Genomic DNA, 18,114 nt, shown 5'->3' on the forward strand with positions numbered 1-18,114 from the left:
GCGTCAGCCGGCGCGGCCCTGCCACCACAGCCACACGGCCGCCGCCAGCATCAGCCACTCGGTCACCGCCAGCGCAAGGGTGGTGGTTTCCACCGGCCACCAGCGCAGCAGCGCGACGCTGCGGTACAGCACGATGGGCAAGTACAGCGCAATCGCCAGCACCAGCCCCGTGCGCGTCTGCTGCGTCCAGGCGAACCACGCGAACAGGAACGCCAGGCCCAACTGCAGGCCGCCGTAGATCGTCAGGTACTCCGTCTGCCCGGATCGGGTGAGCGAGGCATACCCTACCGCCGCGGCGGTGCGCGCCGGCGCCAGCGTGCACCAGCCTGCGAGCAACAGGTAGGCCACCGCATTGAGGTACAGATAGGCCGACGTCATCGCGCATCTCCGGGAAGTGGAACGTCGTTCTTGCAGGGTAGCCGGTGATGACGCGGTGAAGGTGGGGGAAATCCGACGTGACGACGCGACATGGGCCGATCCCCAGGGATGGCGCATCGGCGGATGCTGCAGACTCCCACCCACAGGAGCCTGCCATGTACCGGTCTTCGTCGTGCGCATGGCGCATCCTGCTGGCCTGCGTCCTCGTCGCTGGTGGCACGTCCACCTGGGGCAGCGACCCCGTCTACAAATGCCGGGGCGCGGACGGACAGCCGCATTACCAGGCCACGCCGTGTCCATCGGCGCAACGCACGGAATGGGTACGGGACTATCCGCCGGATCCACCGTCTGCCGCCAGCCCCGCGACATCCGCGACCTCCGCGGCGCCAGCGAAGGACAGTTCCCGTCCGCGCGCACGTACGGCAGCACGCCGGCAGAAGACCGCCGCGCAGGGCGCGGTTATCTCGATGCATCGCAATGCTGCCGCCTGCGAACGTGCGAAGAAAGCCCGCGACCAGGCCTACGCGCGGCTGGGGCTGAAGCGCGACTTCGCGGCGAGCCGCAAACTGGACGACCGTGTCAACGACGCCTGCCGCTGAGAGCAGGGCGTCAGATCGTGCGCGAAAAGCGGTGTGCGTCAGGCTCAGGCGTCGCGGGTAGGTAGCGGTCGAAGCACATCGCGATCACCCGCAACAGCAGCCGGCCCTTCGGCGTGGCCTGGAAACCGACCCGCGTGAAGGCCAGCAACCCATCGTCAGCGAGGGCCTGCAGACGGGGCAGGGCATCGGCGAAATATTCGGTGAACTCGATGCCGAAGCGCTTTCCGATGCGGGCGTAGTCCAATCGGCCATGGCACATGAGTTCCTGGATGATTTCGGCCCGCAGCACGTCGTCGCGGTCCAGCGGCATGCCTCGCCAGACCGGCATCCGGCCATCGTCGATGGCGCGCTCCCAGCTGGCGATGTCGCGTGGGTTCTGGCTGAAGCTGTCCCCGATATGGCTGATCGCACTGACGCCCAGACCAATCAGGTCGCTCTCGGCATGCGTGGTGTAGCCCATGAAGTTGCGATGCAGGTCGCCGCGTTCCTGCGCGCGTGCCAGTTCGTCGCCGGGCAGGGCGAAATGGTCCATGCCGATGTAGACGTAGCCAGCTGCGACCAGGCGTTCTATCGCGCACTGCAGCAACGCGAGCTTTGCTTCCCGATCGGGCAGGTCTTCCAGCGCGATGCGCTGCTGCGGCTTGAACAGCTGCGGCAGGTGGGCGTAGCTGTATACCGCGATGCGGTCCGGCCGTGCGTCGACCACGATGTCCAGCGTGCGCTCGAAGCCTTCGCGCGTCTGCTTCGGCAGGCCGTAGATCAGATCGATGTTGACCGACCGCATGCCGTGCTCGCGGCACGCAGCCACGATGGCAAGCGTTTCCTCGACGCTCTGCACGCGGTTGACCGCCTTCTGCACCGCAGGATCGAAATCCTGCACCCCTAGGCTGGCGCGATTGAACCCGACCCGCGCCAGCTCGCCGATATCCGCAGGCGTGACGAAGCGCGGGTCCAGCTCGATGGAGAAATCCATCGTGCCGGTCGCGGCGAAGCTGAACTGGCTGCGCAGCTCCGCCACGCAATCGGCGATCTGCGACGGAGACAGGAAGTTCGGCGTGCCCCCGCCGAAATGCAGTTGCACCACCGGCCGACCGCTGTCGAACAGTGGCGCCATCCGCGCGATCTCGCGGTACAGGTAGTCCAGGTACAGCTCGCCACGCGCCTTGTCGCGCGTGATCACCCGGTTGCAGCCGCAGTAGAAGCACGGGCTGGTGCAGAACGGAACATGCACGTACAGCGACAGCGGGCGCGCGTGGTCCTGCCGGTTGGTCGCACTGGCATGTTCGCGAAGCTGATCCGCGCCGAAGCGGGCGCTGAACTGCGGTGCCGTCGGGTACGAGGTATAGCGCGGCCCCGGCGTGTCGTAGCGCCGCAGCAGGTCCGCATCGAACAGCGGGGAAGGGGAGACGATGCCCATGGCGCACAGGCTAGGGTCCGTCGGCCGGCACCGCATTGATCGGGATCAATTCACCCCAGGATCATGACTCGCCGCCTCGGGCGGATCCGGAATCTCCGGCAGCATTTCCAGTGCGGCAGGCGTGGTGCGCAGCATGGGGTGGAAGCGCGCCGGGTGCAGCAGCCGGTGTGCCTTGAACAGACGCCGTCCGCCCGCCACCAGGGCCAGCAGCGCGAGCGTGGCCGCGAAGAACAGCGGCAGCGCCACCGGGCCGAACGCCTGCATCAGTACGCCAGCCGCGGCAGGCCCGATGGCGGCGCCGACACCGTTCAGCAGCAGCAACGCGCTGCATCCGGCCAGCAGTTGATCGGCCGGCAGCCGGTCGAGCAGGTGCGCGACCGCCAGCGGATACAGCGCGAACGCCAGGCCGCCGAACAGGAAGAACAGCGCGTGCGCCCCGGTATGCGATTGCGGGTCGAAGCGCAGCGCCACCAGTGCCGTCGCGGCGCCGCATGCCGCCACCAGCGCCAGCGTGCTGCGCCTGTCGCCCCGGTCGGACAGACGGCCGATCGGCAGTTGCAGCGCGGCACCGCCAATGATGGTCGCCGCCATGAACGTGCCGATGCCCGCACGATCCAGGCCGAGCGATGCGGCATACACTGCACCCATGCCCCAGAACGCCCCCAGCGCGAGGCCCGCGAGCAGTGCGCCGGCCGCCGCACTCGGTGCGGCGCGGCAGATCTGCAGCAGATGGACTTTCGGTGCCACGGTCATCACTGGCGGCGTCAGTCGCGTGGCGCTGACGGGCAGGATGGCCAGCGCGAACAGGATCGCCACCACGCTGAACAGTACCGGGCTGCGCGGCGGCTGCAGGTCCAGCAGAAACTGGCCGGCGGCCAGGGCCAGCAGGGACACCACCATGTACACCCCGAACACGCGGCTGCGATGTTCCGGCGCGGCCTGTGCGTTCAACCAGCTCTCGATTACCGTGCACAACCCGACCAGCGCCATGCCGGTGACCACGCGCAACAGCATCCAGCCGACCGGTTCCATCCACAGCGGATAAACCAGCACAGCGGCCGCCGCGAGTGCGGCGTGGAATGCGAATGCGCGGATGTGGCCCACGCGCCGTATCAGTGGTGGCGCTGTGAACGTGCCCAGGAAGAAGCCGACGAAATACCCCGACATCACCAGCCCGGTCGTGCGCTCGCCCCAACCTTCCACCTGGCTGCGCACGGCCAGCAGCGTGCCCAACAGTCCGTTGCCGCCCAGTAGCAGCGCGATGCTGGCGAGCAGGGCGGTGAGGGGAAGCAGGATGCGGAACACAGGGCGCGCGCGGTACCGGAAAGGGAATGCCCTGCATGCTAGCAACCCGATACTGAGCGTCCGTTTCACACGCCTGCATCACGCGCTGTGGGTGCGCCCTGTCCGTGTCGCGTCATGCCATCGGGTATCCTGCCCAGGTACGTCTGCGGCACGACAAGGGCAGGTTCTTCGATGAGTGAGCGCAAGGTCCCGGGCATCGACGACTACGAGGGCGCGGCGGGCGGGTGGGGGGCCCTGGCTGCCGTCGCACGCGCAGTGAAGAGCCAGATGGCCGTCGGCCGCGAGACCTCGGCCCTGCGTCGCGTCAACCAGCCCGCCGGCTTCGACTGCCCCGGCTGTGCGTGGCCCGATCCGCGCCATACGTCGTCCTTCGAGTTCTGCGAGAACGGCGCCAAGGCGGTGTCGTGGGAGGCCACGGGCAAGCGCGCGACGCCGGCGTTCTTCGCGCAGCGCACCCTGTCCGAACTTTGGGAGTGGAGCGACCACGCGCTGGAGGACGAAGGCCGCCTGACGCATCCGATGGCCTACGATGCTGATGCGGATCGCTATGTCCCGATCAGCTGGGACGAAGCATTCGCGCGCATCGGCCAGGCGCTGCAAGCCTTGCCGCATCCCGACATGGCCGAGTTCTACACCTCCGGTCGCACATCGAACGAAGCCGCCTTCCTCTACCAGCTGATGGTGCGCGAATACGGCACCAACAACTTCCCCGATTGTTCGAACATGTGCCACGAGGCGACCAGCGTCGGCCTGCCGGAATCCATCGGCGTGGGCAAGGGCACGGTGACGCTGGACGACTTCGCGCACTGCGACGCGCTCTTCAGCTTCGGCCACAATCCGGGTACCAATCACCCGCGCATGCTGTCCACGCTGCGCGAGGTCTCGAAACGTGGCGTGCCGATCGTGGCGGTGAATCCGTTGCGCGAACGCGGGCTGGAGCGGTTCACCTCGCCACAGCATCCGGCGGAGATGTTGACCAACACCGCCACGCCGATCGCGCAGACCTACTACCAGGTCAGGATCGGCGGTGACCTGGCGTTGCTGAAAGGCATGATGAAATGGTTGGTGGACGCCGATGCGGCGGATCTTGCCGCCGGTGGGCAGGGTGTACTCGATCACGCCTTCATCGCCGAACACACCGAAGGGCTGGATGCCTTGCGCGAGGATCTTGCACGTACGACGTGGGACGAGATCGTCGAACATTCCGGATTGTCGCGCGATGACATCGCCGCCGCCGCGGAGCTCTATGCCCAGGCCGAGCGCGTGATCCTCTGCTACGGCATGGGCATGACCCAGCATCGCCGTGGCACGCAGAACGTGCAGCAGATGGCCAATCTTCTTTTGCTGCGCGGGAACATCGGCAAGCCCGGCGCCGGCATCGCACCGATCCGCGGCCATTCCAATGTGCAGGGAGACCGTACGGTCGGCATCACCGAGAAGCCCACTCAGGCATTGGTCGATGCGATCAAGCAGACCTACGGGTTCGAGTTCCCGCTCACGCACGGACACGATGCGTTGGAAGCGGTGCGGGCCATTCGCGACGGCCGTTCACGGGCGCTGGTGTGCATGGGTGGAAACCTCGCCGTGGCCATGCCCGACCCGGACACGACGATCCCCGCGATGCGCAGCCTGGATCTGGCCGTGCATATCGCCACCAAGTTGAACCGCTCGCACCTGATTCCGGCCAAGCAGGCCTTCCTGCTGCCATGCCTGGGCCGCACCGAGCGCGATGTGCAGGCCAGCGGCCTGCAGTCGGTGACGGTAGAGGATTCGATGTCGATGGTGCACGCATCGCAGGGCGGACTGCCCCCGGCATCGGAACACCTGCTGTCGGAACCCGCCATTGTGGCCGGCATCGCCAAGGCGACGCTGCCGCAGACGAAGGTGGACTGGGACGGGCTGGTCGGCGACTACAACCGCATCCGCGACGACATCGAAGCGGTGTTCCCCATCTTCAGGGATTTCAACCGCCGTGTGCGCGAGCCGGGAGGATTCCGCCTGTACATCGGCGCATCCGAACGCGACTGGGGTCTCGGCAGAAAGGCGCGCTTCCTGGTCGCCCCCGGCCTCGACGAAGATCCGGGCATCGACCGGCGCGAACTGCTGACGCTGACGACGATCCGTTCGCACGATCAATACAACACCACCATCTACGGTTTCGATGATCGCTACCGGGGCATCAGTGGCCGGCGCGATGTGGTGTTCCTGAATCGCGAGGACATGCGATCGCGCGGACTGGAGCAGGGCGACAGGATCGAGGTGGCATCGCGGATGCCTGGCGAGGGCGCTGCGACGCGCAAGGTCTCAGGCTTCATCGCGGTCGAGTACGACCTGCCGCGCGGTTCGGCCGCGATGTACTACCCGGAAGGCAATCGGCTGGTGCCACTGGACAGCCACGATCCGCAATCGGGGACGCCGGCTTACAAGTCGATTCCCATCGTCGTGCGGAAGCTGTGCGATCCGGATACCCATGCCGGCTGAACGCATCGAAGGCGTGGCGGAGCGCGAGGTCGTCGATGTGGACGGTGGTGTATCGACGGTGCGGCAGGATCAGCTGGCGGAGGAAATCCCGCTGGCGATCCACTGCAACGGCGAACCGCTGGCGGTGATGATGGTGTCGCCGTGCGACCTGGACGACTTCGCGTATGGATTTGCGCTGACTGAGCTGGGTCTTGCCGCCGACGAGCTTGTGTCGATAGCTGTGCAGACATTGTTGGAAGGCATCCAGCTCGACCTTCGCACGCGCCATCCTTTGCCTGCACGTGCCACGGGCCATCAACGCTGGCTGCCAGGGCGAAGTGGATGTGGCATCTGCGGCAACCGGAGTCTGGAAGACGTCATCAAGCAGCCAGCGTCCGTCGGGCATGGAGGTCCCATCGCCTCGTCCGCCTTGCATGCCGCATTGTTGGAACTCGAACAGCGACAGCCATTGAATGCGGGTACCGGCGCGATACACGCGGCGGCATGGGCGAGGGCGGACGGGAAGGTGATGCTGGTGCGAGAGGATGTCGGACGACACAACGCGCTCGACAAGCTGATCGGCGTGATGCAACGCGAAGGCGTTGATGCTGGAGCTGGCTTCGCACTGATCACCAGCCGCGCGAGTTACGAGATGGCGGCGAAGGCTGCAGTCGCGGGCATGCCGCTGTTGGCGGCGATGTCGGCGCCAACTGCGTTGGCGGTGGACCTGGCAGGAACGTGCGGGCTGACATTGGTGGGCTTTCTTCGTGGCAGCAGGCACGTGGTCTACAGCCATCCGTGGCGGCTTGAACCAGCTTGAGCGAACGGCTGTTTCCTCGGACTGCCAAGGGTGCGATTCAAGGAAGTTTGCCGCAGGAACGATGCAAGGCCTGCTGGACAAGAGCAAACGGTACGCGTGCGTCAGCCGTAGTCGGCCGGGAATGCCGTCCCGCTCTGCGAGTAGCCGCCTGCGCTGGCGGTGCAGGGTTCCGGCATCCATCCCGGGCGAACACTCACGCTACCGGCGTTTGGATCTTCCCTGCCGTTTGACCGCGACCGAGGCGCGTGTCACCAGTTTGTGCGGGACGATATGGTTGACGACGCCCCGCGCGGACGCGTGGGGGCGCCGGATTTCCCGCTGCAGGATATCAATCGCGGCATCAGCCATGGCGGCGATCGGCTGATGGATGGTCGTGAGCTCCGGCCAGACCATGGTGGCCGCTGACGTATCGTCGAAGCCGACAACGGACAGGTCCCGCGGCACGTCCAGGCCGCGGCGATGCGCGACCGAGACCACGGCTGAGGCCATGTCGTCATTGCTGGCGAAAATCGCGGTAGGTGGCTGGGGCAACGCCAGCAGGCTTTCCGCCGCATCCAGGCCCGAGCGGTAGGTGAAGTAGCCCGGCTGGACGAGTGCTTCGTCGTATGCCAGGCCTGCCTCTGCCAATGCATCCTGGTAGCCCTGAAGACGATGGGCGCTGGCAGTCTGGTTTGGATCGCCCTTGATATAGCCGATCCGTACATGTCCGTGGGTGATCAGATGTGCCGTGATGTCGTGGCTGGCACGATGGTCATCGATGCGGACGCAGGAGATCATGTCGCTGAAGCGGGCCGAGGCGATCGAGACGACGGGCACGTCGGCGTTGATGAATTCCATGACAATCGCCTTGGACTCGCACAGCGGTGGTGGCAGGATCACGCCCGCCACGCTTTTCGTCAGCTCGCGCGCCGCGCTGCGTTGGCTGTCCGCATCCAGCGTATCCCAGGTCGCGATGACCAACTGTGCCGCCGCACGCGCCGAACCGCGCAGGGCACCCACCAGTAGTTCACGCAAGTAGCTTGAGCTGGGATTGGTGTAGATCAGTGCGATGCACGTGTGCTGTGCCGCGGCGAGCGAACTCGCCGCCAGATTGGGCCTGTACCCGAGTTCACGCACCGTCAGCATGACGCGCTCCCGGGTAGCGTCACGTACCCCGCCATGCCCGTTGATCACGCGCGATACCGTCATCGGCGAAACACCTGCGCGGATCGCGACCTCGTCTATCGTGATTGCGCCGCCTTTTCGCCGGAATGACCTGCTCGATTTGTCCATTCTGTCCTGTCTCCTCCGATCCCCATCGTCCGGGGTGGGTGGATGCCGCATGCGCGCCGAGCGTCGCATGCAAGGGCAAACAAAGCACCTGCGATGTGCCAGCCAATACGCCGCGCCGGAATCGCGATTGCATAGCGCTTCCCCTTCAACTGCCGCTGAAATCGCTTCCATCGTCTTGCCGCATTGCCCGCATCGGGTGGTGCACACCCTGGCCCGCCCGGGATTGCTGCGGTGCATGGTGACAAGCACGGGGCCGCGTGATTAGTCTGCGCCGAACTCGATGGTAGCGCTACCACATTTGCTCGGTTCGCCATCGATCCTGTCCTGGAAGTTGATTGAACGCTTTGTCGCCTTGCGACTCTGGAACCCGCCTGGAAAGGCGTTTCCAACGGCAATGCAGTACGGGCGCTGCCACCGCGCCCGGCAGGAAGCGCGGGTCTGCGCCCGCGAGGGGCCCTTGGGGAGGGCGATACATCCACTGATCGAACGTGAGAGGGGAGACCACATGAAAGAGTGCAGGTTCCGATGCCGCGCACCGAGCGAGGCCCAAGCAGTTGCGGAAGCGCGACCACATGAATTCCGCGTTGCCGTTGGCCCTTCAATTCCAGACCTGAGGACATGCTGATGAGTCGCAAGTTGGCGAGGTTCAAGTCAACGGCCATGTTCACCTTCGTGGGTGGCGTACTGGTCATCAACCCCGCCTTCGGGCAGGAAACGCAGGCGCAAGCCGCCCAACAGGCACAGGAGCAGACCGCGCCGGACGCGACAACGCTGGACACCGTCGTGGTCACGGGATTGCGCAACAGCCTCAGCCAGGCGATGGACATCAAGCGCGATTCTGCAGGCGTCGTGGATGCGATCAGTGCCGAAGACATCGGCAAGTTCCCGGATACCAACCTCGCCGAATCCCTGCAGCGCATCACCGGCATCTCGATCGAGCGCCGCGACGGCGAAGGCGCGCAAGTCACGGCGCGTGGCTTCGGTCCCCAGTTCAACATGGTCACGCTCAACGGCCGGCAGATGCCGGGCGCGGATGCGTTCGGTGCTTCCGGACAGGTCGCCATCGGTGGCGTGGATGGTGGCACGCGGGCATTCAACTTCGCACAGCTCGCGGCTGAGGCGATCAATGGCATCGAGGTCTACAAGACCAGCCAGGCGCAGGTTCCGAGTGGCGGCATCGGCGCCACCATCAACATCCTGACCGCACGACCGTTCAATTACGACGGCTTCGTCGCCAACGCCGGGGCCAAGCTGGTCTCCGACCGGAGCCAACCGTTCGAGAACGATCTGACGCCCGAGCTTTCCGGCATCTTCAGCTACACCAACCCGGACAAGACGTTCGGTGTCAGCCTCAGCGCGAGCCAGCAGAAGCGCAAGGGCGGTTCGGTGCAGGCGACCGAGAACTACTGGAACGTGCAGCCGTGGACCGGGACGATGCCGGGCAACCCGACCGTGGTCAACGCGCCTGGCGTCGGCGATCTGTATGCGAGACCGAACGACCTGCGCTATGCCTTTTCCGAGTTCGAGCGCGACCGCGTCAACGGCCAGGCCGTGGTGCAGTTCGCCCCGACCGACAGCCTGACCCTGACCCTGGACTACACCTACTCGACCAACGAGATCACCGAGAACCGCGGCGAGCAGGCGATGTGGCTGCAGAACAGCAACTACACCGACGTCGAGTTCGACACCAGCGGTGCGGTCGCCACGCCGATCTACATCCGGGAAATCGCCGGGACCAAGGATTTCGGCCTCGAGCAGCAGCGCACCATGCAGAAGTACAAGCTGGGTTCGCTGGGCCTCAACGCGGTGTGGGACGTCAACGACCGGTTCCGCCTCAGCTTCGACGCGCACAATTCGAAGAACGAGAGTCGGCCGAACGATCCGCTGACCGGTGGTGGTTCGATCTTCATGAGCATCGCGGGCACCAACAACTGCACCACCGGGCCGCATTGCGGCGGCACTTGGGTGCAGGAGTTGCAGTTCAACAACGGCCTGCCGTTCGGCACGCAAACCTGGTATCCGACCAACGCCGATGCCATCGCCGGGACCAACGGCGTGGTGAATCCGGGCTTCGTCGAAGGCGAGATCGGCTCGCAGGTGCTGCGCATCAACGCGCAGACCCAGGTCAGCGAGATCAAGCAGGGCCGCATAGACGGCGAATGGAACTTCGACAGCGGCCGTTTCCAGTTCGGTGTCGATAGCTCCAAGTCCTCGACGCACCGGCTGCAGGCCGCAGAGAACTACTCGACCCTGGGCGACTGGGGCGTAGGCAACGTGAATGGCGATGTCGCCGACGGGCTGATGGATCTGATCAAGCCTTACGACATCGCCGGGCTGTTCGACGACTACAGCGTCGGGAGCAGCAATGGTGCATGGCGGGGCGACGCCGGTGAACTGGCGCAGTGGGCCGCCGACAACTATGGCGCGGGTATCGGCGTGAGTCCGCAGAACTCGGCCGATGACCGGGTTGAGGAAGACACCAAGTCCGCATACGTGCAGGTGGAGTTCGAGGGCGAACTGGGTGGCATGCGTACCAATACCCGCGTGGGCGTGCGTTACGAGACGACCAAGGTGGTATCGAGCTCGGTCATCGCCATTCCCGAGGCCATCGAGTGGTCGGCCAACAATGACTTCCGCATCGTCCTGTCCGATGAGAAGCAGCCATTCAGCGAAAGGGCCAGTTACAGCTACGTGCTGCCCAATCTGGATTTCAGCATCGACTTCACTGACGAACTGAAGGGCCGTGCTTCGTTCGGCAAGAGCATCGCACGCGCGCCGTACGGCAACCTCTATGCCGGCCCCGGCACCGCCCAGCAGCCGTTCGGATCGGTGCTGCTCGACCCCTCGGTTCGCGCCAGCGGCAACGATCAGAATCCCATGCTGAAGCCGTTGGAATCGGACAACCTGGATCTGGCGCTGGAGTGGTACTTCGCGGATGCGAGCTACCTGTCGGTGACGTACTGGAACAAGTCGGTCGCCAACTTCATCGGCAATGGCGTGAACCAGCAATCGCTGTATGGCCTGACCGACCCGACGTCCGGCCCGGATGCCCAAGCGGCACTGGCCTTCCTCCAGAGCGCCGCCTGTGCAGTCCAGGTGGGCCCGGCCAATGCGGCCGCCTGCTCAGGCAACGACACCTCGCTGTTCACCGCGTTGGCGCTGTTGCGCAATGATCCTGCCGGATTGGCTGCGTTCGACGGTACGGGAGCGCAGGCGCTGGCGACGGAAGCGGCCTACAACCTGGTGGGCGAAGCCGATGACCCGCTGTACCTGTTCAACGTCAACCGTCCGGTCAACCAGAACCAGGCGAAGTTGAGCGGTTGGGAGATCGGTGGGCAATACTTCTTCGGCGACAGCGGTTTCGGCATCCTGGCCAACTACACGGTCGTCAACGGCGATGTGGGATACAACAACGCCGGCGATCCGGGCATCGACCAGTTCGCGCTCACCGGCCTCAGCGACACGGCGAACGCGATGTTCATGTTCGAGAAGTACGGCTGGTCGGTGCGCCTGGCCTGGAACTGGCGCGACGAGTACCTGATCCTCGCCAACCAGGGCGCCAGCCGCAATCCGTACTACGTGGAAGAGTACGAGCAGTGGGACCTGAGCGTGAACTACACGCTCAACGACCACTGGTCGTTCGGCCTGGAGGCGATCAACCTGACGGGCGAGGACGTGCGCTGGCACGCCCGCACCGATCAGATGATCGTCAAGCTGGCCGACCAGAGTCCGCGCTACATGGTGGGTGTCCGCTACAAGTTCTGACCTTGGCGATAGCCGCCCTCTCCGGATGTCGCCGAGCGGGACCGCTGCGTGAGCAGCGGTCCTTTTTATCGAGGCGTGCAGCCCGAAGAGGTGTCTCGAAGAGCTTCCGCCAGCGCTATATTGTGGGATGGCTCCCGACCGACCCGAGCGAGAAGATGGCCCGCTACGAACTTCTCAACAACGTTTCACACAAGGACATGCGCATCGCCACCGGCTTCGGCCCCGAGTACGGCGATGACGTGGGCATGGTGCCGGCGTTCCCGAGCGAGTTCTCGGAATTGCAGCGGGAGTATCCGATCTTCCTGCGGAAAGACCCGGATACGGGGGAGTGGCAGTCCGTCGCGCTGCTGGGCTTCGAGCAGCGCGAGAATCTGTTCCTGCGGGACGGCCGGTGGAATGCGTCCTATCTCCCGGGTGCGGCCGCCAGGGGGCCGTTCCTGATCGGTTTCCAGGAGCAGCGCATCGATGGCGAACTCGTGCAGGAAGCGGTGATGCACGTGGACCTGGATCATCCGCGCGTCAACTTCGCTGCGGGCGAGCCCGTCTTCCTGCCGCAGGGCGGCAATACGCCCTACCTCGAACACGTTGCGAACGTCCTGCGCGGCATCCGCGACGGCAGCACCTACGGTGCGGCGATGTTTGCCGCGCTGGAGGCAAAAGGCCTGATACAGCCCGTCAATCTCGATGTGCAACTGGATGAGCGGCATCGCGTGTCCGTCAACGGACTGCACGGGATCGACCGGGAGCGTCTGGCCGTGCTGGACGGGCATGCATTGCTGGAACTGAACCGCGCGGGCTATCTGGAAGGTGCGTACCTGATGCTGGCATCGCTGCACAACGTGCGTCGCCTGATGGCCGAAAAGCAGCGTCGCCTGCGCGCGCAGGACGCCGCCGTTCCGGCCGGCAAGAACTGACGCCATGGCCGACGGCACGGCGATGCGCACGCTGGAGAACCTCAGCGCCGATGCGCTGCCGCTGGACGCGTTGATGGCCGATGGCCAGCCCGTGGTGCTGAAGGGCATTGCGCGCGACTGGGGACTGGTGCACGCCGGATTGCGGTCCACCCACGAGGCGATGGACTATCTGCGCGGCTTCGATGCCGGTGTTCCCGTGCAGTATTCGTTCGGCGACCCGGACATCGCAGGCCGTCCCTTCTACAACGAGGACTTCACGCAGCTCAACGTCGAAGTCCGGCGCGGCCTGCTCGCGCAGGTGCTGGACGAGATTGCACACCACCTGGAGGATGCGCGACCGCCGACCTACTACGTGGCATCGCTGCTGGTCGATCGCGCGCTTCCGGGTTTCGCGCAGGACAATGATCTGCGGTTGGCCGGATACGGGATCGACGCGCCACCCGGCATCTGGATCGGCAACCGGGTGGTTGCGTCCTGCCATTTCGACGCACCCGACAACCTGGCCTGCTGCGCGGTGGGCCGGCGGCAGTTCACCCTGTTCCCACCCGAGCAGATCGAGAATCTCTACCCGGGCCCATTCGAGCCCACGCCAGGCGGGCAGGTCGTCAGCGTGGTCGATTTCGATCATCCCGACCTTGAGCGCTATCCGCGATTCGGCCGGGCGCTGGCCGCCGCGCAGACCGCCCTCCTGGAACCCGGCGACGCCATCTTCATCCCCAGCATGTGGTGGCACCACGTGCGCAGCCTCGCACCCTTCAACGTGCTGGTGAACTACTGGTGGCGCAGCTCGCCTGCGTTCCTGTCTTCGCCCTTGCCGGCGCTGCACCATGCGTTGTGGACGCTGCGCGACCTCCCGGAACGCGAGAAGCGGGCGTGGGCGAAGGTCTTCGCGTACTACGTGTTTGGTCCCGCCGGGCAAGCGGGGGAACATCTGCCCGCGCAGGCGCGCGACATGCTGGGACCCATCGACGAGACGCAGGCGCGGCGCATCCGCGCCATGCTGATCGGCCGCCTCAACCGCTGAAACCTGGAGCAACCACAGTGGACTCTCCCAACACGCCAGCAGCACAGATCCGCAAGGTGGTCATCGCCGGTGGTGGTACCGCAGGCTGGCTGGCCGCCTGCGCGCTATCGAACCAGTTCCGCGACCGGCTGGACATCACCCTGGTGGAATCCGAGCAGATCGGCACCGTGGGCGTGGGTGAATCCACCGTGCCGCCCATCCGCACTTTCCATCGCTTCCTGCAGATCGACGAGCAGGAGTTCCTGCGTGCAGTGGCCGGCACATTCAAGCTCTCGATCTCGTTCGAGAACTGGCGCCGTCCCGGCGAGCGCTACATCCATCCCTTCGGCATCACCGGGCAAGGCACGTGGGCGGCGGCGTTCCACCACTTCTGGCTGGACAGTCTGCGTCGCGGCATGCCATCGGAGCTCGGCGACTTCTGCCTGGAGACGCTCGCCTCGCGAGGCGACCAGTTCTCGCTGCAGAGCCAACCGCAGGTCAACTATGCGTACCACTTCGATGCCGGCCTCTACGCGAAATACCTGCGCCGCATCGCAGAGGGCTACGGTCTCAGACGTGTGGAAGGCAAGATCCGCGAAGTCCGGCAGCGCGCGGACGACGGTGCGGTGCAGGCACTGGTGCTGGAAGACGGGCAGGTCATCGAAGGAGACCTTTTCATCGATTGCACCGGCTTCCGCGGGCTGCTGATCGAGCAGACGCTGGGTACGGGCTACGAAGACTGGAACGAATGGCTGCCCAGTGACCGGGCGGTCGCCGTGCAGACCGAATCCGTCGGGCCGCCCGTGCCATACACCCGCGCCATTGCGCACGAGGCCGGCTGGCGTTGGCATATCCCGCTGCAGCATCGCGTGGGGTGTGGCCTCGTATTCTCCAGTCGCCACATGTCCGACGACGAGGCACGCGCCAAGCTGCTGCGCGATGTCGGAGCACCGGCGATCCGCGATCCTTGGCTGGTGCCCTTCCGTACCGGACGCCGGTTGAAGGCGTGGAACAAGAATGTGGTTGCGCTGGGCCTGGCCAGCGGTTTCATCGAGCCGCTCGAATCGACCAGCATCCACTTGGCCATCAGCGCAGTGGTGCGGCTGGTCCAGCTGTTTCCCTTCGACGGCATCGCCTCGTCGCTGGTCGAGTTGTACAACGAGGTGAGTCGCGCGGAGATGGAGCACGTGCGCGACTTCATCATCCTCCACTACCACGCCACGCAGCGCGACGAACCGATGTGGAAGGCGTGCCGCGAGATGCCCTTGCCGGATTCGCTGGAAATCCGCCTGCGCGCATGGCGCGAGCGCGCGCATGCCTGGCAGGATCCTGACGAACTGTTCCGTGTCGATTCGTGGACCCATGTAATGCTGGGGCAGGGCATCCAGCCGGGGCCACCGCATCCGTTGGCGCGCGCGCTCGCGGACGACGACCTGCGCAAACTGCTGGATTCCATCCGCCAGCCGATCGAGCGCGCGGTTGCCGGGATGCCATCGCAGCAAGCCTTCATCGATCGCTACTGCAAGGCCGGTCCCGAGGTGTGGGGAAACCGGCCCGTGCCGCGCTAGCCGGACGCAGGGACGGCGATGCTGTTGGCCCACCATCCGGATATCCGGGTAACCCGCCAGATGGTCGGGCGCGAGGGTACGCCACTGCTGATCATCGACAATCTGCTGGCCGATCCGGAGCGGATGCTGCGGAAAGCGGCCACGCGGCAGTACGTGAAGCAATCGTCGATGTTTCCCGGCATCCGTGCGCCCGCGCCGGTTTCCTACCAATCGTTTCTGGAGGCGACGCTCAATCCTCTGTTGCGTGAATGTTTCGATCTGGCGCCGGGTCGCTTCGTGTTTCCGATGTGCCATTTCTCGCTGGTCACGCAGCCGCCGGCCACGTTGCACTTCCTGCAGCGCGTGCCGCACATCGATTCGGTGAGCAGCGGAGGTCTTGCGACAGTGCACTACCTGTTCCGCGGCGCGTGGGGCGGTACGGATTTCTACCGGCATCGCCATACCGGGTTCGAGTATGTCGACGAGGGCCGCCATGCGGCGTACTTCGATCGACTGGCGCAGGAAAGCGATCAGGACGCCATGCCGGGAGTTGGCTACATCGACGGGGACACGCCGTTGTTCGAGCGGGTCGCCAGTGTGGAGGGCGTGTTCAACCGGCTCATCGTGTACCGGAGGAACGCGCTGCACTCGGGCAGGATCGGCGACGACCGGGTGTTGCCCGCGGACCCGCTGCAGGGGCGACTGTCGATCAACGCCTTCATCGATGTGGCGACCTGAGCGAGGTTGCTGTCTCGGGTCCAAATCGTTGTTTCGAATGGGATTTTGCGGTGCAGCACGCTTTTTTTTCAGGTGCTGGTTACAGTGGCGCCGTCACGGCAACGGGCGACGTTGCCGTGGAGGAAGAGGGAGCGGTTGAGCGGTTCCCTTTTTTTAGCGAACAGAATGTTAGCGCTAACTTTTCATGTGTTGGAGGTCGGGGGAGATGGCTGTTACTGCCGGTATTGACGCAGGCACGCAGAGCCTGAAGGTGGTGGTCTACGACCCCGCCGCGCGCACCCTCGTGGCTACGGCCAGTGCAGCGCTGGACCTCATCAGTGGCGAAGATGGCAGCCGCGAGCAGCACCCGGCCGATTGGGTTGCGGCGATGCAGGCCTGCTTCGACCGCATCGATCCCGCCGTGCGTGCACGCATCGTCGCGCTATCGGTATCGGGCCAGCAGCATGGCTTCGTGCCGGTGGATGCGCGGGGCGAAGTACTCGCTCCCGCCAAGCTATGGTGCGATACCAGCACCACGGCCGAGTGCACGCAGATCATGGACGCCGTGGGCGGTTCGGCAGCGACGATCGCGCTTGCGGGCAATCCCATCCTCGCCGGCTACACCGCCTCGAAGCTGCCATGGACGAAGGCACATCGTCCCGACGCCTACGCGCAGTTGGCGACCATCCTGCTGCCGCACGACTACCTCAACTTCGTGCTGACCGGCGAGCGCTTCTGCGAGTACGGCGATGCCTCCGGCACCGGCTGGCTCGATGTGCGCACGCGCACGTGGTCGAAAGAACTCCTGCGCGCGACCGATGCGGATCGCGACTTGGCCACCTGCCTGCCGCCGTTCGCCGCGCCTGATGCGCTGTTCGACATCGATCCCACCGCAGCCACGCGACTGGGCCTTCCGGCGACGGCGAAGGTCGCCGTCGGTGGCGGCGACAACATGATGGCGGCCATCGGCACCGGCTGCGTGGAAGAGGGCAGGCTTGCGATGAGCCTGGGCACCTCCGGCACGCTGTTCGCCTACTCCAACACTCCCGTGGTCGACCCGGACGGTGCCTGGGCCGCGTTCTGCTCCTCCACCGGCGGCTGGCTGCCGCTGATCTGCACGATGAACTGCACCGTGGCGACCGAACAGGTGGGCATGCTGTTCGGCTTCAGCACGCGTGACGGCGATGCGCACCTGCACGCCACGTCGCCCGGTGCGGACGGGCTGGTGATGCTGCCCTTCCTCAACGGCGAGCGCACCCCGGACCTGCCGCGGGGCAAGGGCGTGCTGGCCGGCCTGGATACGAGCAACTTCACCCCGGCCCATGTCTACCGCGCGGCCATGGAGGGCGCCACCTACAGCCTGAAGTACGGCTTCGATGCCTTCGTGCGCGCTGGCATGCGCTTCGAGCGCATCGTGCTGACCGGCGGCGGCAGCAACAGCGCGGCCTGGCGCCAGCTGGTGGCCGACGTGTTCGGCCTGCCGGTCGATGTGCCCGTGCAGGCCGAGGGTGCGGCCTTCGGTGCGGCACTGCAGGCGTTGTGGGCGGTCGGCCGTGTCAATGACGATGCCGCGTCCATCGCGGACATCGCACGCGCCCATGTCGCCACCGACCCGGCCTTGTCCGTCACCCCCGATCCCACCCGCACGCAGGCCTATGCCGCGGCCTACCGCCGCTTCCTGCAGCACCTCGATGCCCTTACGCCGCTGCAGCGCGGCTGACGTCCCCCACGTACATCACGCACAACCACAGGACCCCGCACCATGAGCACCCAGCCCTTCATCGGCGCCCAGGAATACTTCCCCGGCATCGGCCGCATCCCGTTCGAAGGCCGTGGCTCGGACAACCCGCTGGCGTTCAAGGTCTACGACGCGCAGAAGACCATCGGCGGCAAGACCATGCAGGAGCACCTGCGCTT

Annotated in this window: 13 protein-coding genes and 1 pseudogene; 10 read left to right on the forward strand and 4 right to left on the reverse strand. The window is 65.6% G+C overall.

What is annotated here, in order from left to right:
- Positions 1 to 3 precede the first annotated feature (3 nt).
- Positions 4 to 378, reverse strand: coding sequence for a DUF4345 domain-containing protein (locus tag FB548_RS14315; protein WP_142125443.1), 375 nt, complete (start codon positions 376 to 378; stop codon positions 4 to 6).
- 155 nt (positions 379 to 533) lie between these two features.
- On the opposite strand from FB548_RS14315, the gene FB548_RS14320 reads away from it, so the two are divergent.
- Positions 534 to 977: a DUF4124 domain-containing protein gene (locus tag FB548_RS14320; RefSeq protein ID WP_142125444.1), complete on the forward strand. Its 444-nt coding sequence runs from the start codon at positions 534 to 536 to the stop codon at positions 975 to 977.
- A gap of 10 nt (positions 978 to 987) precedes the next feature.
- Here the strand turns inward: FB548_RS14320 and hemN are convergent, their stop codons facing one another.
- Positions 988 to 2,394: an oxygen-independent coproporphyrinogen III oxidase gene (hemN, locus tag FB548_RS14325; protein ID WP_185742118.1), complete on the reverse strand. Its 1,407-nt coding sequence runs from the start codon at positions 2,392 to 2,394 to the stop codon at positions 988 to 990.
- A 45-nt stretch (positions 2,395 to 2,439) separates the two neighbouring features.
- On the reverse strand, positions 2,440 to 3,687 hold the full coding sequence (locus FB548_RS14330) for an MFS transporter (protein WP_142125495.1): 1,248 nt from the start codon (positions 3,685 to 3,687) through the stop codon (positions 2,440 to 2,442).
- 183 nt (positions 3,688 to 3,870) lie between these two features.
- Between FB548_RS14330 and FB548_RS14335 the strand changes: the two genes are divergently transcribed.
- Together FB548_RS14335 and fdhD are read left to right on the forward strand one after the other, a co-directional pair.
- A complete protein-coding gene (locus FB548_RS14335) occupies positions 3,871 to 6,180 on the forward strand; it encodes an FdhF/YdeP family oxidoreductase (RefSeq protein ID WP_142125445.1) in 2,310 nt (769 codons plus the stop codon).
- Positions 6,170 to 6,979 (forward strand): formate dehydrogenase accessory sulfurtransferase FdhD, encoded by an 810-nt coding sequence (gene fdhD, locus FB548_RS14340; RefSeq protein ID WP_142125446.1) that lies wholly within the window; start codon positions 6,170 to 6,172, stop codon positions 6,977 to 6,979. The genes FB548_RS14335 and fdhD overlap by 11 nt, the downstream gene beginning before the upstream one ends.
- A gap of 198 nt (positions 6,980 to 7,177) precedes the next feature.
- Here the strand turns inward: fdhD and FB548_RS14345 are convergent, their stop codons facing one another.
- Positions 7,178 to 8,251, reverse strand: coding sequence for a LacI family DNA-binding transcriptional regulator (locus FB548_RS14345; RefSeq protein ID WP_142125447.1), 1,074 nt, complete (start codon positions 8,249 to 8,251; stop codon positions 7,178 to 7,180).
- Positions 8,252 to 8,875: 624 nt separating this feature from the next.
- Between FB548_RS14345 and FB548_RS14350 the strand changes: the two genes are divergently transcribed.
- From FB548_RS14350 to FB548_RS14380, 7 genes and pseudogenes are all read left to right on the forward strand, one after another.
- On the forward strand, positions 8,876 to 12,016 hold the full coding sequence (locus FB548_RS14350) for a TonB-dependent receptor (protein WP_142125448.1): 3,141 nt from the start codon (positions 8,876 to 8,878) through the stop codon (positions 12,014 to 12,016).
- Between the two features lie 155 nt (positions 12,017 to 12,171).
- A complete protein-coding gene (locus tag FB548_RS14355; protein ID WP_142125449.1) occupies positions 12,172 to 12,930 on the forward strand; it encodes a SapC family protein in 759 nt (252 codons plus the stop codon).
- A 4-nt stretch (positions 12,931 to 12,934) separates the two neighbouring features.
- Complete coding sequence (locus FB548_RS14360) at positions 12,935 to 13,954, forward strand: cupin-like domain-containing protein (RefSeq protein ID WP_142125450.1); 1,020 nt, start codon at positions 12,935 to 12,937, stop codon at positions 13,952 to 13,954.
- Positions 13,955 to 13,971: 17 nt separating this feature from the next.
- The gene (locus FB548_RS14365; RefSeq protein ID WP_142125451.1) at positions 13,972 to 15,501 is read left to right on the forward strand and encodes a tryptophan halogenase family protein; all 1,530 of its coding nucleotides are present in this window, start codon (positions 13,972 to 13,974) and stop codon (positions 15,499 to 15,501) included.
- Between the two features lie 18 nt (positions 15,502 to 15,519).
- Positions 15,520 to 16,218, forward strand: a complete 699-nt coding sequence (locus tag FB548_RS14370) for a DUF6445 family protein (RefSeq protein ID WP_142125452.1) — start codon at positions 15,520 to 15,522, stop codon at positions 16,216 to 16,218.
- A gap of 205 nt (positions 16,219 to 16,423) precedes the next feature.
- Entirely contained in the window at positions 16,424 to 17,917 is a 1,494-nt protein-coding gene (xylB, locus tag FB548_RS14375; protein ID WP_142125453.1) for a xylulokinase, read from the forward strand.
- Between the two features lie 42 nt (positions 17,918 to 17,959).
- Positions 17,960 to 18,114, forward strand: a pseudogene (locus tag FB548_RS14380) (xylose isomerase); the annotation flags it as partial.

It is taken from the genome of Pseudoxanthomonas sp. 3HH-4 (genome assembly GCF_006716465.1).
Taxonomy (GTDB): Bacteria; Pseudomonadota; Gammaproteobacteria; order Xanthomonadales; family Xanthomonadaceae; genus Pseudoxanthomonas_A.

Bases quoted from the DNA above. Each gene is read 5' to 3' on its own strand.
- FB548_RS14315 (WP_142125443.1), bottom strand. From the start codon at position 378: ATGACGTCGGCCTATCTGTACCTCAATGCGGTGGCCTACCTGTTGCTC.
- FB548_RS14320 (WP_142125444.1), top strand. From the start codon at position 534: ATGTACCGGTCTTCGTCGTGCGCATGGCGCATCCTGCTGGCCTGCGTC.
- hemN (WP_185742118.1), bottom strand. From the start codon at position 2,394: ATGGGCATCGTCTCCCCTTCCCCGCTGTTCGATGCGGACCTGCTGCGG.
- FB548_RS14335 (WP_142125445.1), top strand. From the start codon at position 3,871: ATGAGTGAGCGCAAGGTCCCGGGCATCGACGACTACGAGGGCGCGGCG.
- fdhD (WP_142125446.1), top strand. From the start codon at position 6,170: ATGCCGGCTGAACGCATCGAAGGCGTGGCGGAGCGCGAGGTCGTCGAT.
- FB548_RS14345 (WP_142125447.1), bottom strand. From the start codon at position 8,251: ATGGACAAATCGAGCAGGTCATTCCGGCGAAAAGGCGGCGCAATCACG.
- FB548_RS14350 (WP_142125448.1), top strand. From the start codon at position 8,876: ATGAGTCGCAAGTTGGCGAGGTTCAAGTCAACGGCCATGTTCACCTTC.
- FB548_RS14355 (WP_142125449.1), top strand. From the start codon at position 12,172: ATGGCCCGCTACGAACTTCTCAACAACGTTTCACACAAGGACATGCGC.
- FB548_RS14360 (WP_142125450.1), top strand. From the start codon at position 12,935: ATGGCCGACGGCACGGCGATGCGCACGCTGGAGAACCTCAGCGCCGAT.
- FB548_RS14370 (WP_142125452.1), top strand. From the start codon at position 15,520: ATGCTGTTGGCCCACCATCCGGATATCCGGGTAACCCGCCAGATGGTC.
- xylB (WP_142125453.1), top strand. From the start codon at position 16,424: ATGGCTGTTACTGCCGGTATTGACGCAGGCACGCAGAGCCTGAAGGTG.